Here is a 15,441-nt window from a genome sequence, read left to right on the forward strand (position 1 = left end):
CATGACCCGTCCGGTAGTGGCCAGCATCGACCTGCTGGCCTTGCGGCAGAATTTACAGATAGTGCGTCGCGCGGCCCCCGGGTCGCGCCTGTGGGCGGTGGTCAAAGCTAATGCTTATGGCCATGGCGTGGCGCGGGTATGGAGTGCGTTGAGCGCGGCGGATGGTTTCGCCTTGCTCAACCTGGAAGAGGCGATCCTGCTGCGCGAGCAGGGCTGGAAAGGTCCGATCCTGCTGCTGGAGGGCTTCTTCCATGCCGATGAGCTGGCGGTGCTGGATCAATATCGCTTAACCACCAGCGTTCACAGCAACTGGCAGATTAAGGCGCTGCAGCAGGCGAAGCTGCGCGCGCCGCTGGATATCTATCTCAAGGTGAACAGCGGCATGAACCGGCTGGGCTTTATGCCGGAGCGGGTGCATACCGTCTGGCAGCAGCTGCGGGCGATAAGCAACGTCGGCGAGATGACGCTGATGTCGCACTTCGCGGAGGCGGAGAACCCGCAGGGGATTGTCGAGCCGATGCGCCGTATTGAACAAGCGGCGGAGGGACTGGATTGCCCGCGCTCGCTGGCTAACTCGGCGGCGACCCTCTGGCATCCGGAAGCGCATTTTGACTGGGTTCGACCGGGCATCGTGCTGTATGGCGCGTCGCCCTCCGGGCAGTGGCAGGATATCGCGAACACCGGCCTGAAGCCGGTGATGGCCCTGCACAGCGAAATCATCGCCGTGCAGAACCTGCGCCCCGGCGAGGCGATCGGCTATGGCGGCCTGTATCGCACCACCCAGGAGCAGCGGATCGGCATCGTCGCCTGCGGCTATGCCGACGGCTATCCGCGGGTGGCGCCGAGCGGCACGCCGGTGCTGGTGGACGGCGTGCGGACCACCACCGTCGGGCGCGTGTCGATGGATATGCTGGCGGTCGATTTAACCCCCTGTCCGCAGGCCGGGATTGGCGCGCCGGTCGAACTGTGGGGCAAAGAGATTAAAATCGACGACGTGGCGGCCAGCTGCGGCACCGTCGGCTATGAGCTAATGTGCGCCCTGGCGCCGCGGGTGCCGGTTGTGACCCTGTAACGTATTCCGGGGCGGATCACTCCGCCTCGTCTTCCGCGACCCGGACCCCTACCTTCAGTACGTGATCGTTCTCTTTTTCCGCTACTGTCCACACCATCCCGGCGAACTCCACCTGGTCGCCCACCACCGGCGCGGCGCCCAGCAGCTGCTGAACCACTTCCCCCAGCGACTGCTGATGTTCGCGGAACTCCTCTCCGCCGTCGATGCCGTAGATTTGCGCCACATCGGCGAAGCGGGCCTCGGCATCAAGGATAAAGTCGCCGAAAAAGCGCTGATCGAGCGCCACCGGCGGCGACTGGCTGAACATTTTGCCCAGCGCAGGCAGGTCGTGTTCCCGGCCAATGACGCACAGGATATCGCCTTCCCGCAGGCGGGTGCTGCCGGTGGGGTGCAGCAGGGCATTGTTGCGAAACAGCGCGGCAATCCGCGTCTCCGGCGGCATATGCAGGTCGCGCAGCGCCGCGCCGATGCACCATTTATCGGCCCCCAGCTGGTAGACGAACTGCTCCCACGGGTTTTCCGGGTGAATATCCAGCCCGACGCGGGAGATGGGCCAGCTGACGGGGGGCACCACCACTTTGGCTTTTTTCGCCGCCCACGATAGCGAGGTGCCCTGCAGCAGTAGCGACACCAGCACCACGAAGAAGGCGACATTGAAGAACAGGCGGGCGTTGTCCAGGCCGGCCATCATCGGGAACACCGCGAGAATAATCGGCACCGCGCCGCGCAGGCCAACCCAGCTGATAAACACCCGTTCACGGAGGTTAAACCCGCGGAACGGCAGCAGACCGGCAAACACCGACAGCGGACGGGCAATGAAAATCATCCACATCGACAGCAGCAGCGCCGGGATAGCGATCGGCAGCAGGTCGGAGGGCGTCACCAGCAGGCCCAGCACCAGGAACATGGCGATTTGCGCCAGCCACGCCAGACCGTCGAAGTTCTGCAGGATACCGTGCCGGTTGCGGATCGGCCGATTGCCCAACAAAAAGCCGCAGAGATAGACGGCGAGGATACCGCTGCCGTCGAGGGTGGTGGTGACGGCGAAAATCATGATCCCGCCGCTCAGCGCCAGCAACGGATAGAGCCCGGCGGGCAGCACGATGCGGTTGATCATCTGCAGCAGCAGGTAGCCGCCGCCGAGGCCGATGACGATCCCGAGGCCAAACTGTTGAATGATATGCACGGCGAACATCCAGCTGAGGCCGGTCTGGTGCTGCTGGATCATTTCGATTAGGGTGATGGTCAGGAAAACCGCCATCGGGTCGTTACTGCCTGACTCAATTTCCAGCGTCGAGCCGACGCGCTCGTTGAGCCCCTTGCCGCCGAGCAGCGAGAAGACCGCTGCGGCGTCGGTGGAGCCGACAATGGCGCCGATCAGCAGGCCTTCGATCATATCCAGTTTGAACAGCCAGGCCGCCATCATCCCGGTGAGCGCCGAAGTGATCAGCACCCCGACCGTCGCCAGCGACAGCGCCGGCCACAGCGCGACGCGAAAGGAGCTGGCCTGGGTGCGCATCCCGCCGTCCAGCAGGATCACCGCCAGCGCCAGGTTACTCACCATGTAGGCGAAGGGGTAGTTGTCGAAGGGGATGCCGCCGATGCCGTCAATGCCTGCCAGCATCCCGATTGCCAGAAAGATGACCAGAATCGGGATGCCAAGGCGAGAAGAAAAGGAGCTCAATAAGATACTGCAGGTTACTAAAACAGAACCCAGAATAAACAGACTAATGACCGCAGCGGCGTCCAATGTTCACGTACTCCCTGACTGGCGTGAAAAAATGGCTAAAAGTGACACTATTTTAACAATTCGCAGGGGATCCGCCTATGCGTCTGACAAATTTATTCTGCCAGCACCGGGTGGCCGCTGATTGTCAGGGTGGTGGCCGCCGCCTGATTCACCAGCCGCGCGCGCGCCCCCAGCGGCAGGGTCACCGTGCGCTGCTCGTGACCAAACTCCAGTCCGCTAATCATCGGTACAGAGAGCTGCTGGCGCAGGTAATCAAAGACCTGCGGCAGGTCGTATCCCGCGTCATAGTCGTTCGGCGTGCCGCCGGTGAAGCTGCCGAAGATCACCGCCTTCTGCGCCGCCAGTACGCCGCTGTGCAACAGCTGAAGCAGCATGCGTTCGACGCGGAACGGGTGCTCATTGATATCCTCCACCACCAGGATGCCGTCGCGGATCGCCGGCAGCCACGGGGTGCCGATAAGCGAGGTCAGCATCGCCAGATTCCCGCCCCACAGGGTGCCTTCCACCCGGCAGTTCGGCCCTTCGCCCGGCCATTCGAGGGTGAATTCCGGCTGGCGCAGCGCCTGCCAGAAATGGTGTTCGGTAAACGGATCGAGGGTCTCCGCGCCGAAGTTGCCCGCGAGCATCGGCCCGCTGAAGGTGACGACATTGCCCAGGGCCAGCAGGCCCGACTGGATGGCGGTGAAATCGCTGTGGCCGCAAATCAGCAGCGGGTCGCGCTGCTGGCGGGCAATCAGCCCCTGCCAGTCGATATGCGGCAGCAGACGACTGGCGCCGTAGCCGCCGCGCACCGCGAGGACGATCCGGTTGCGCCCGGGCAGCTGGGCAAGCTGGTTAATATCGGCCAGCCGTTCATGTTCAGTCCCGGCGAAACGCTGCAGCCGGCGGGGAATGACCTGCTGGTGGGCCACCTCGTGTCCGGCCTGCTGCAGACGCTCGACGCCGCGGGCCGCCGCCTGCTGGTTGATGCAATAACCGGATGGCGCGACCAGATAAAACTGAGACATGATAATTCCTTGCTATGAATGAAAGGGTTATGATGCCGCCTGGAATGGCGATTGTCATCTCCAGGTGGCTAACTTCAATCCGCACCCGTCATCCATCAGGCTGTCGGCGGGCGGGGGTCGTACCGCTGCCGTCGTTCTGCAGCATGATGGCGTTTGGGTAGATAAGGATAGATGTGTGAAATTGAGATGGTTGCTTATTTTAGTCGTTTTTCTGGCCGGTTGTAGTTCGAAACATGATTACACCAATCCGCCGTGGAACCCCGAGGTCCCGGTGAAGCGGGCGATGCAGTGGATGCCGATCAGTGAAAAAGCCGGCGCCGCCTGGGGCGTGGATCCGCAGCTGATCACGGCGATTATCGCCATCGAGTCGGGCGGTAACCCTGCGGTAGTGAGTAAATCCGGCGCCGTCGGGCTGATGCAGCTTAAGCCGTCGACCTCCGGACGCGATGTCTATCGGCGGATGGGCTGGCGCGGCGAGCCGTCGGTCAGTGAGCTGAAAAACCCGGAACGGAATATCTCGATGGGGGCCGCCTATCTGAGCATTCTGGAAAACGGCCCGCTGGCGGGGATCAAAGACCCGCAGGTGATGCGCTATGCGGTGGTGGTCTCCTACGCCAACGGTGCGGGCGCGCTGTTGCGCACCTTCTCGTCAAACCGGCAGGACGCCATCGACGAGATTAACGATCTCGACGCCGATGAGTTCTTCGAGCATGTGGTGAAAAAACACCCGGCCCCGCAGGCGCCGCGCTATATCTGGAAGCTGCAGAAAGCGCTGGATGCCATGTAATCCCTCGTTTGGCCTCCGGGAGTCTCCCGGAGGCCACGTCCTCAGAAATCGTAGCCGACGGTAGCCATCACGCTGCGCTCTGCTCCCCAGTAGCAGTTGCCGGTGCCGTAGCAGCCGGAAACGTATTCACGATTGCCGATATTGTTGGCGTTAACCTGCACATAAGCGCCTTTCAGCCCCGGCGACCAGACGCCGAGGTCGGCCCGCATCATGGCATCCATCAACGTCACCGACGGCAGCCGCGCGGTGTTGGCATCATCCGCCCACTGTTTGCCGATGTAGCGGACGCCGGCGCCCACCGAGATCCCCGCCGGGAACTGATAGCGCGCCCAGAAGGAGGCCATCTGATCCGGGGTCAGCTGCGGCGTGTTGTTGTCGGTACCGTCCTTAGTATCCTGGAAGCGCAGACGATTCCAGGTATACGAGGCGATAGTGCTCAGCTGCGGCGTGATCTGATGGTGCGCTTCCAGTTCGACGCCCTGGGAATGCACTTTCCCCGCAGGAATATAGGTGGCGGTGGCGATGTTCGGGTCGCGGGTGGCGACATCCTTTTGCGTCAGGTCGTAAATCGCGATGCTGTAGAGGTCGCTGCTGCCCGGCGGCTGGAACTTCAGGCCGGCTTCAAACTGTTCGGCGGTGGTCGGTTTCAACGGTTTGCCATCCGCGCCGGGCAGCATCGCCGGGGTAATCGCCTGACTGTAGCTCAGATAGGGTGAAAGCCCGTTGTCCAGAGCGTATAACAGCGAGGCGCGGCCGCTGATATGGTCGTCTGAACGGCGGTTCGAGGTGCCCTGGGTGTCGCTGACCTGCTGGGAAACGATGCGGTCATAGCGGGCGGAAACATCCATATGCCAGCGGTCCCAGACCATCTCATCCTGCAGATACAGCCCGGTCTGGTAATAGCGGCGATTATTGTCATCGCTGTAGGTCACGGTATGCCCGGTCTGGGCGGTATAGCCGGTAAACGGGTTAAGCGGCGCCGCGCCGCCGGCGCCGGTCCACAGATCGTTGCGGAAGCGATGATATTCGGCGCCGAGGATCAGGGTATGCGCCAGATCGCCAGTATTGAAATCGGCGCGCAGGCGGTTATCGGTTGACCAGCCGTCCAGCGAACCGCGCGAGCCGCTGTAGCCGCGGGCCAGCCTATCGCTGTCATCTATCCAGCCGACCTGGTAGACCTGATCGAGGGAGACGTTGGTGTGGGTGTAGCTCCCGGCGGAATAGACCGACCAGACGTCGGTGAACTGGTGGTCAAACTCATAGCTGTAGATCTGCTGACGGCGCTGATAGCCATCTCCCGGATCGCCCTCGTTGGTGCTGGTGGAGAGCTTACGGCCATTATGCGCGTAGCGGGTGCCGTCCAGCGGCAAAGAGCCATGATAGCCGCCGGAAGGATCTTTTTGCAGATAGGCGCGCAGCAGCAGCGAGGTGTCGCTGTCCGGCTGCCACAGCAGGGAAGGCGAAATGGCGTAGCGCTCTTCGCGGGTATGGTCATACTGCGTGTCGCTGCTTCGGGTCATACCGATCAGCCGCCATGCCCACTGCTCATTGATGGCGTCGGTGTAATCGAAGGCCGCGCCTTTGGTATTTTGCGTTCCGCCAGTCAGGCGGACGTGGCCCTGCTGACTGAACTGTGGGCGCTTGGAGGTCAGGTTGACCACGCCGCCCGGCACGCTTTGCCCGTAGAGCGCGGAGGAGGGGCCGCGGATCACATCGACGCGTTCGATAAACCATGGGTCGATCTGCACAACGTTATGGCTGCCGCCGTCGCTCATCAGGCGCATGCCGTCGAGGAACAGGTTATCGACGTCGCCGCCGTGGTAGCCGCGCAGGGAGATGGCGTCAAACCGGGTGGCGCCGCCGCCGAAGCTGGAGTAGACCCCTGGGGTATATTCCAGCGCCTGGCTGATGGTATTCGCCCCCTGATCCGCCATCTGCTGGCGGGTGACAACCGACACCGACTGGGCGGTGGTGATTAACGGCTGGTCGGTTTTCGTCGCCCCGAGCGAGGTGCTGGCGCTATAGCCTTCAGTCGGCGCGCTGGCAGACGCCGGCGGGCTGGCCGTCACCACCACCGTCTCTTCGGCCTGCGCGGTGAAGGGAAGTGCGACCGCGAGGGCGTACAGCAGCCCCGGGCGTTTTCGAGAAATAGCCACGTTCATAAGATCATCCTGAACCAGCGCGGTCTGGTACTCCTGTACGCCGCCGCGGGAAAAACGAATCTGTCATTATTCGTTAAAAAGTAATGCGAATTATTATTGTTTGTATTTGTGCAATCAAGCGAAAAGGTGACCTGTACAGCGCGAGGGGGTGGAGAGGTGTTTCCCGCGAGCCGCAGAATGGCCCTGCGCGGGAGGGTCGTGACCAGGGAGACCACTTCACCCCTACCGATTTTGGTAGGGGGAAGCGGAACAGCGTCAGGAGCCGGTCTTTTGCGGTGCCGCAGGGGCGGGGTCGTTAGCGGCGGGTTTGTCCTGTGGTGAAGGCGTTGTCGCCGGACGGGTGGCGGGCAGCGCATCGCAGGGTTTCTCCTGCGGGCAGATCAGGTCCAGCATCTTAAGGGTGACGCCGTTGGTCCAGCCAAAACCGTCCTGCAGTGGATATTCCCCACCGCCGCCGCCGGTGCCGGTCGAACTCACATCATACTTCTCCACCAGCTTTTGTTTGCTGTCATAGGTATGCTGCACGTTGGTCAGGAAACGCCAGCTGACCTCCATGGCGATCTTCTGCTGGCCATAGTTTTGCAGCCCCTCGACGGCCACCCACTGCAGCGGCGCCCAGCCGTTGGGGGCGTCCCACTGCTGGCCGCTGTTGACGGTGGTGGTGGTCAGCCCGCCGGGTTTGAGCAGCCGCGACTCGGCGGCGGCCGCCACTTTCGTCGCCCGCTCGCGTGACGCGGCATTGACGTACAGCGGGAACAGCGCCGCGGCGGTCAGCTGATTGCGCACCTTGTGGCTTTTCAGATCGTAATCGGCGTACCACCCCTCTTTTTCATTCCACAGGTATTTCTCGATAGCCTGCTGGCGGGTGTTGGCCAGCGCATCGTACCGCGTAGCGCCGGCGCTGTCCCCCGCAGCTTTACTGGCGCGGGCGAGGGTTTTCTCCAGATGGAACATCAGGGCATTGAGATCGACCGGGACAATCGAAGTGGTGCGAATCGTGGCGAGCTGCTGCGGATTGTCCATCCAGCGGGAGCTGAAATCCCAGCCGGAAGCGGCGGCGGAGCGCAGGTCGCGATAGATCTCGGTGGCCGGACGATTCGGGTTGCTTTTGGCGGTTTTGACGTCGTCAAGCCAGGACTCGGGGCGCGGGGTGTCGTTATCGTCCCAGTAGCGGTTGAGCAGCGCGCCATCGGCCATCCGCACCGCCCGTTTGTCGGCGCTGCCGGGAGCCAGCGCGTCCGCCCCGGCCATCCAGTAGCGATACTCTTTCTCCAGCTGCGGCTGGTAGGTTTTCAGCACCTGGTCGCCATCGTGCGTCGCCAGCAGGCTTACCATAAAGGAGAAGAAGGGGGGCTGCGAACGGCTGAGGTAATAGGTGCGGTTACCGTTGGGGATATGGCCCCAGGTGTCAATTTCCGCGGCGAAGTTGGCGACCATATCTTCGACTTTATCCCAGTGACCGCTTTCGGCAAGACCCAGCATGGTGAAATAGCTGTCCCAGTAATAGACTTCGCGAAAGCGTCCTCCGGGGACCACGTAGGGCTTAGGCAGCGGCAGCAGCGAGTCCCACTTTTCCACCTCGACGGTGCTGCGGGTCAGGACCGGCCACAGGCCGTCGATATGCTGACGCAGGGTTTGCCCTTTGGGCGGCACATAGGTGTCGTTCTCTTTCGGCAGCGTGAAGTTCAGCTCGACGAAGTGGCGCAGGTCGAAGCTGGCCTGGTTTTTTTGCATCCGGTAATCGGCAAGGATCATCAGCGGATCGCTGTTAGGGATCGCGTCGGCGAAGGTTTTTTGATCGGCAAAGAGCTTCGCGCTCTGGACATCATTGAACAACGGGCCCAGCAGAATATCCGGCGAGGGTGGCGGCGCGGTTTTGCCGTCTTCCGCCTGGACATTCAGGCTCATCAGGGCGAGCAGGGCGCCGCCGATCGCCAGGCGCAGGGAACAGGGCAAAGCAGCGGGACGATGTGCATCAGTACTCGTCATGGGGAGTTCTCCTTATCATTATCGACTGCGGGCCACGACGTTTGGCCATCCAAAAACCTTAGACGAATATCTGCCGCTGCGCGTGTCAGGGGTAACATTTTGCGCGAAAACAGAGGATTTACCTGCCTGGTTTTCTGCTACAACCGCCGGCAACGCGATTAGGCTTACCGGCAAGCCAACGCGCCCGGGCCACTGGCCACGGCGCGCTGGAGGCGAATACCAGCGGATCGAGAAGGGTTGTGAGGCCCGGCCTGCGTGACACTGGCTGACGGCGCTGGCGTCCACCATGGCGCAAAAATCGTCGCCCTGCCTCACGACGGTGCAACCGCAGGCGGGCGCAGGCGGCCATTGTGGCGATTTTTTGCACAATCAGACGGCGGGTCAGAACCGATTTGCACAACGCCGCGGCGGCGGATGACCTGGCATAATTAATGCTTATCTCTTACCGGGATTACCACAAAGTGAGTACAACCGGAGGAGACGGCCATGATAAAAATAACGCTTCCTGACGGGCATTATTATGACGAGATGCTGACCGCCCAGGGTGAACAGCGGCCGCACTATAATGCCTGGTGGCAATGGTTTCGCAACACCGATCAATTCTCTATCCGGCAGAAAAAAGCGCAAGCGGAACTGCTCTTTCACCGTATCGGCATCACTTTTAACGTTTACGGCGAGGATGAAGGGACCGAGCGGCTGATCCCGTTTGACAGCGTGCCGCGGATCATCCCCGCCGGGGAGTGGCAGCGCATTGACCGCGGTATACGCCAGCGGGTGAAAGCGCTGAACGCTTTTCTCTATGACATCTATCATGAGCAGAATATCCTGCGTGCGGGGCTGATCCCGGCCGAGCAGGTGCTGGCCAACGAGCAGTATCAGCCGTGCATGCAGGGCATCAACCTGCCGAACAACACCTATGCCCATATCACCGGCGTCGATATGGTGCGCAATAACGACGGTCAGTACTACGTGCTGGAGGATAATCTGCGCACGCCGTCCGGTGTCTCCTACATGCTCGAAAACCGTAAGATGATGATGCGCCTCTATCCGGAGATGTTCGAGCAGCATCACATTGCGCCGGTGGAGCGCTACCCGAGCTACCTCCTGCAGACCCTGCGCGAAAGTTCGCTGGTGGATGATCCCTGCGTCGTGGTGATGACGCCGGGTCGCTTCAACAGCGCCTACTTCGAGCACAGCTTCCTGGCGCAGCAGATGGGGGTCGAGCTGGTGGAAAGCGCCGACCTGTTTATTAAAAACGGCGCGGTGTATATGCGCACCACCGAGGGGCCGCGGCGGGTGGATGTGATTTATCGCCGCATCGATGACGCCTGGCTCGACCCGCTGGCCTTCCGCGCCGATTCGATGCTCGGCGTACCGGGGCTGCTGTCCGTTTATCGCGCCGGCGGCGTGGTGCTGGCCAACGCCATCGGCACCGGGGTGGCCGACGACAAATCGATCTACCCGTACGTCCCGGAGATGATCCGCTTTTACCTCGGCGAACAGCCGATCCTCAGCAATATCCCCACCTGGCAGTGCCGGAAAGCGGAGGACCTGCGCTACGTGCTGAGCAATCTGGAGCTGATGGTGGTCAAGGAGGTCCATGGCGCCGGGGGCTACGGCATGCTGGTCGGCCCGCGTTCCACCAAAGAAGAGCGGGAGGCCTTCCGCCAGCGCCTGCTGGCCAATCCGGCCAACTATATCGCCCAGGACACCCTCGCGCTGTCGACCTGCCCGACCTTCGTTGATGAAGGGCTGTCGCCGCGGCATATCGATTTACGCCCCTACGTGCTGTCCGGGCAGGAGATGCGGCTGGTGCCTGGCGGCCTGACCCGCGTGGCGCTGACCGAAGGGTCGCTGGTGGTCAACTCGTCGCAGGGCGGCGGAACCAAGGATACCTGGGTGATGGAGGATGACGCATCATGCTAAGTCGTACGGCGAGTGAACTGTTCTGGATGGCCCGCTATCTTGAGCGGGCGGAGAGCTACGCCCGGGTGCTGGACGTGACCTGGAAATTATCAATGATCCCCCGCCACAGTCAGCAGTCGCGGGATCTGGCGCTGCCGCTAAATTTGTCGATGACCCACGAGCTGTTTCAGGCGCGCCACGCCCGCTTTACCATGAGCAATCTGCTCAACTTTTTTGCCCTCGATGGCAACAACCCCTGCAGTATTTACAGCTGCGTGGAGATGGCGTGGAACAACGCGCACGCGGTGCGCGGCAGTCTGTCGGCCGAAGTGTGGGAGAGCATCAATGCCACCCGCATCGAGCTGCGAACCCTCCGCCAGCAGGGGCTGGGCGAGCTGGGGAGCGACGGCTTTTTCGAGTGGGTGAAAGAGCGGGTGCATCTGTTTCGCGGGGCGGTGATTGGCACGCTGCTGCGCAACGACGCCCTGAGCTTTATCGGTATCGGCACGCTGATCGAGCGTGCGTTCGCCACCACCCAACTGCTGCTGATTAAGGATCAACAGCTGACCAACGATCCGGATCCGGTGCGCGAATACTACCGGCTGGATACCCTGCTCAATGCGGTCAGCGCCCGCGAAGCATACAACAGCCTCTACCGCCAGCCGGTCAGTCGCGAAACGGTAATGGAGCTGCTGATCCTGCGTAATGATATTCCACGTTCGCTGCGCGCCAGCATTGCCGACCTGGTGGGCGAACTGGAGAAGATCGCCAACGATCGCTCCTATCAGCCGCTGCGCCTCGCCCATCAGCTCAACGTTGACCTGCGCTTCAGCACCCGTGACGACCTGGCGCAGGCGGACCTGCAGACCACGCTTAACGGACTGCTGGCGAGAATTAACGCCCTGTCCGACAGCATCAGACAAACCTATCTGGAGGCCTTATGAAACTGGTCATCGATCATCTCACCCGCTACGGCTACGATGAAGAAGTGAAGTTTTCCACCCAGTATCTGCGCCTGACGCCGCGCAGCACCGGACGGCAGACCATCACCGCCTGGACGCTGACCCTGCCGGACGGCGCGGCGGTGACCACCACCGACGGCTGGGGCAATGTGCTGCATGTGCTGACGCTGGATAACCCGCACAAAGAGATCACCATCCGCGCCAGCGGGATTGTCGATATCGCCGACGAGGGGGAAGAGACGCGTGATGAAGAGGCCGAGCTGCTGTCGCCGCTGGTTTTTCTGCGCTCTACGCCGCTGACCCGCGCCGATACGGCGATCCGCGAGTTTGCCCAGCGCCTCTATCGTCCCGATGCGGCGGAAGAGAGTTTGAATCAACTGATGGCGGATCTGCTGTTAAGAATGCCATACTCCCCCGGCGCGACCCAGGTGCAGGACTCCGCTGCCGACGCCTTCGCCCGGGCGAAGGGAGTGTGCCAGGATCATACCCATGTTTTTCTCGCCTGCTGCCGGGCGCTGGAGATCCCGGCGCGCTACGTCAGCGGCTATGTCTACAGCGATAACGCCCAGCATGTGGCGATGCATGCCTGGGCGGAAGTGTGGCTCGACGGCCGCTGGCTGTCGTTTGATATCACCAATAATACCCGTCGTCTGAATCAGCATCTGCGGCTGGCGACCGGGCTGGATTATCTCGACGCCTGCCCGGTACGGGGCACCCGGTTGGGCGGCGGCGGGGAGATTATGTTAACCAACGCTGAAGTGCGCGAACACAGTCAGCAGGCGCAGCAGCAATAATACGGGAATAACCGCAATGACCTACTGTGTGGCCATGTGCCTGGCGGATGGACTGGTGTTTGCTTCCGACTCCCGCACCAACGCGGGCGTCGACCATATTGCCACTTTTAAAAAGCTGCACGTTTTCCATCAGGAAGGGGAACGGGTGCTGGTGCTGCAATCCGCCGGCAACCTGGCCACCACCCAGAGCGTGATAAGCCTGCTCAGCGCGCGGATCCGTACCCAGCAGGAGCCGAACCTGATGCAGGTAACTTCCCTCTACGACGCCGCCATGCTGATCGGGAAAACGCTGCTGGAGGTGATCCAGCGCGACAGCAGCAACCAGCAAAACTGCAGTAACACCAACTTCAACTGCAACCTGCTGCTTGGCGGCCAGATCGCCGGTGAAACCCATCGTCTGTTCCATATTTATCCGGAGGGTAACTTTATTGAAGCCACCCGCGACACGCCTTATTTCCAGATTGGCGAAAGCAAGTACGGCAAGCCGATCATCGATCGGGTGCTGACCATCGATACGCCGCTGGAGCAGGCGATGTGCTGCGCGTTGATCTCCATTGACTCGACGCTGCGCAGTAATCTGTCCGTCGGTCTGCCGCTGGATACGCTGCTCTACCGCAGCGGCAGCCTGAGCAGCGCCGGGCAGCATCGCATCACCGACAGCGATCCCTACTTCAACCGCATCCGCAAGGCGTGGTCGGAAGGGCTGTTGCACACCTTCCGGACTCTGCCGGCCTGGACCCCAGCGGAGCGGGAAGAGGAGTAGTCTCTGCGCCGCTCCGCCGGCCACGCCGGCGCGAAGGCGGATAAGGCGCCAGCCTCCAGCGGGCAAGAAAGGGGGGTACGTTGCCTGCTGCGGATTGCCGGGCGGCGCTGCGCTAACACCGGCCTCCAGTGACCGGGGATCGACGTTCATCCCGTAGGCCCGGCAAGCTTAGCGCCGCCGGGCGATGGGCCATCATAACCGGATGGCGGTCGCAGCGAACGTCTCCTCTTAACTCATGCCACGGCTGTCAGAATCCCACGCTATTTGCACGCCATCGACCCGTTGCGCCGTGGACGGCATTCTCTGATTCATGCGGAACGCAAACGCGCTTTTTGGCAAAGCTAAGTAAATTAAATACTTTGTTATTTAACGTGTTATCTCACATCTTCGAAGGGAATGAGGCAACACGGCAAGGTATCGGAAGTGACGGAAAAGAAGACGGCTGTCTATGTGGATGACCAACAGCGCATCCTGATCCGCCAGCTGGCGCGCAGCTGGCTGTGGCGCAGCGAGCTGCCGACCTGGCTGCTGATTGTGACGGTTTACGGCGGCTGGTTTGCCTGCGTGACGAGCTGGCGGACGCTGGGACTGTTTCCGGCCACGCTGCTGCTAATCTGGTTTACCGCCTGGTATATGTCCTTACAGCATGAGCTGATCCATGGGCATCCCACCCGGCTGGCATGGTTCAACCAGCTGCTGGGGACGCTGCCGCTGGCGGTCTGGTATCCCTACGGCGTCTACCGCGACAGCCATCTGGCGCACCATCGCACCCATCTGCTGACGCACCCCGAGGACGACCCCGAGTCGTACTATGTGACGGCGGAAAGCTGGCAGCGCTTCTCTGCCTGGCAGCGCCGTCTTATCCACCTGCGCAATACCTTCTGGGGGCGTCTGCTGCTGGCGCCGCTGATGGATATCGTTCACACCCTGCGTAGCGCGCTGCGGGCTTTCCGCGCGGGCGACCGCCGCACCATCGCCATGTGGAGCCTGCATCTGTTTCTGTTGACGGGTCTGCTGGCCTGGATGGCGGCGCAGGGTTTTTCCCCGCTGTGGTTTGTGCTGGCGGTGAGCTACCCGGCGCTGGCCCTGACCAAAGTGCGCTCTTTTCTCGAACACCGGGCCGCGGATGACCCGCTGGCCCGCTCGGTGATCAACGAGGCCGGGCTTCCCTGGCGGGTGCTGTTCCTCAATCTCAACTACCATGCGGTACATCATGACCTGCCAGGGGTCCCCTGGTACGCTTTACGTCGGCTGTATCTGCATCGCCAGGCGGCTTATCTGCAGCGTAATCAGGGGTTCCTGGTGCGCGGGTACGGTGAGTGGCGACGCCATTTTAGCCGCCGGGCGGTGGCGGTGAACGCCCATCCAGGCTTTGGCGAACAGGCGCAGGCGGGAGGAGAACATGGCTGAACGTATGACCTTTCCCATGTATGCCATCCACCGACAACAGACCCAGGCCCTGTGGCTGGCGGTGCAGTCGCTGCTGGCTGAACGCGGCGTGAGGGTGGCGGGGGACCCTCCGGCGGCCGATCCCGAGGATCTGCTGGCCCACTGGCGCCAGCCGGGGCTGTTGCTGAGCCAGACCTGTGGCTATCCGCTGGTGACCCAGCTGCCGGAGGTGCAGACGGTGGGCTGCTTCCACTACGCCGCGCCCGGTTGCGAGGGGCGCCGCTACCGCAGCCTGCTGGTGGTTCGCGAAGCGGATAGTCACCGGATGCTGGCGGACTTTTTTGGCCGCCGCGCGGTGTGCAATGCCGAGCACTCGCAGTCTGGCTACAACGTGCTGCGCAAAATGGTCGCGCTGCTCTCCCGGCAGGGGCGATATTTTTCGGCGGTGGTGTTCAGCGGCAGCCATCGGCAGTCGCTGCGCGAGCTGCAGCAGGAAAACGCCGATATCGCCGCCATCGACTGCGTGACCTACGCTCTGCTGCAGCGCCATCAGCCGCAGGCCCTGGCAGGCCTGGCGGCGATCGGCTGGAGCCCGGCCGCGCCAGGCCTGCCGCTGATCACCGCCGGCGCCACCCCGGCGGCGACGCTGAACAGCCTGCGCGAGGCGCTCCAGCAGCTGGTGAGCGATGCGCGCTATCGTCCCCTGTGCGACGCCTTGCTGATCTGCGGCTATAGCGATATGTCGCGGGAGGCCTATGCTCCGCTGCTGGCGTGGCGGGATGAGGCCGCGGCGCTGGGGGTCAGTCAGCTGTAGGTAAAATGCCCCGGCCAGCGATCTGCGCCGGGGCGGGCCATGGCAAG

At 62.2% G+C, this 15,441-nt stretch carries 12 protein-coding genes; 8 read left to right on the forward strand and 4 right to left on the reverse strand.

Annotation, left to right across the window (positions count from 1 at the left end; all coding sequences use genetic code 11):
* The first annotated feature begins 1 nt into the window (after position 1).
* Positions 2–1,072: a catabolic alanine racemase DadX gene (gene dadX / locus ACOI7Z_RS20895; RefSeq protein ID WP_087848622.1), complete on the forward strand. Its 1,071-nt coding sequence runs from the start codon at positions 2–4 to the stop codon at positions 1,070–1,072.
* A gap of 16 nt (positions 1,073–1,088) precedes the next feature.
* On the opposite strand, the gene ACOI7Z_RS20900 is transcribed toward dadX, so the two are convergent.
* Positions 1,089–2,822 (reverse strand): potassium/proton antiporter, encoded by a 1,734-nt coding sequence (locus ACOI7Z_RS20900; RefSeq protein WP_050533798.1) that lies wholly within the window; start codon positions 2,820–2,822, stop codon positions 1,089–1,091.
* Between the two features lie 92 nt (positions 2,823–2,914).
* Entirely contained in the window at positions 2,915–3,829 is a 915-nt protein-coding gene (ldcA, locus tag ACOI7Z_RS20905; RefSeq protein ID WP_044523947.1) for a muramoyltetrapeptide carboxypeptidase, read from the reverse strand.
* A 175-nt stretch (positions 3,830–4,004) separates the two neighbouring features.
* Here ldcA and emtA point away from each other — a divergent pair, with 175 nt between their 5' ends.
* Positions 4,005–4,616, forward strand: coding sequence for a membrane-bound lytic murein transglycosylase EmtA (gene emtA, locus ACOI7Z_RS20910; protein WP_048335997.1), 612 nt, complete (start codon positions 4,005–4,007; stop codon positions 4,614–4,616).
* 41 nt (positions 4,617–4,657) lie between these two features.
* On the opposite strand, the gene ACOI7Z_RS20915 is transcribed toward emtA, so the two are convergent.
* Positions 4,658–6,778: a TonB-dependent siderophore receptor gene (locus tag ACOI7Z_RS20915; protein ID WP_064157417.1), complete on the reverse strand. Its 2,121-nt coding sequence runs from the start codon at positions 6,776–6,778 to the stop codon at positions 4,658–4,660.
* 255 nt (positions 6,779–7,033) lie between these two features.
* Positions 7,034–8,767, reverse strand: a complete 1,734-nt coding sequence (locus tag ACOI7Z_RS20920; RefSeq protein ID WP_048297798.1) for an alpha,alpha-trehalase — start codon at positions 8,765–8,767, stop codon at positions 7,034–7,036.
* 486 nt (positions 8,768–9,253) lie between these two features.
* Between ACOI7Z_RS20920 and ACOI7Z_RS20925 the strand changes: the two genes are divergently transcribed.
* From ACOI7Z_RS20925 to ACOI7Z_RS20950, 6 genes are all read left to right on the forward strand, one after another.
* Positions 9,254–10,693, forward strand: coding sequence for a circularly permuted type 2 ATP-grasp protein (locus tag ACOI7Z_RS20925; protein WP_004180417.1), 1,440 nt, complete (start codon positions 9,254–9,256; stop codon positions 10,691–10,693).
* Positions 10,687–11,616, forward strand: coding sequence for an alpha-E domain-containing protein (locus ACOI7Z_RS20930; RefSeq protein ID WP_002910835.1), 930 nt, complete (start codon positions 10,687–10,689; stop codon positions 11,614–11,616). Before ACOI7Z_RS20925 ends, ACOI7Z_RS20930 begins: the two co-directional genes overlap by 7 nt.
* Complete coding sequence (locus tag ACOI7Z_RS20935; RefSeq protein WP_004203291.1) at positions 11,613–12,428, forward strand: transglutaminase family protein; 816 nt, start codon at positions 11,613–11,615, stop codon at positions 12,426–12,428. Before ACOI7Z_RS20930 ends, ACOI7Z_RS20935 begins: the two co-directional genes overlap by 4 nt.
* 16 nt (positions 12,429–12,444) lie before the next feature.
* A complete protein-coding gene (locus ACOI7Z_RS20940) occupies positions 12,445–13,191 on the forward strand; it encodes a proteasome-type protease (protein WP_023290198.1) in 747 nt (248 codons plus the stop codon).
* A gap of 423 nt (positions 13,192–13,614) precedes the next feature.
* Positions 13,615–14,601, forward strand: coding sequence for a fatty acid desaturase (locus tag ACOI7Z_RS20945; protein WP_170927800.1), 987 nt, complete (start codon positions 13,615–13,617; stop codon positions 14,599–14,601).
* On the forward strand, positions 14,594–15,394 hold the full coding sequence (locus ACOI7Z_RS20950; protein ID WP_087848624.1) for a phosphate/phosphite/phosphonate ABC transporter substrate-binding protein: 801 nt from the start codon (positions 14,594–14,596) through the stop codon (positions 15,392–15,394). The genes ACOI7Z_RS20945 and ACOI7Z_RS20950 overlap by 8 nt, the downstream gene beginning before the upstream one ends.
* Positions 15,395–15,441 lie beyond the last annotated feature (47 nt).

It is taken from the genome of Klebsiella sp. C283 (genome assembly GCF_048822555.1).
GTDB lineage: Bacteria > Pseudomonadota > Gammaproteobacteria > Enterobacterales > Enterobacteriaceae > Klebsiella > Klebsiella quasipneumoniae.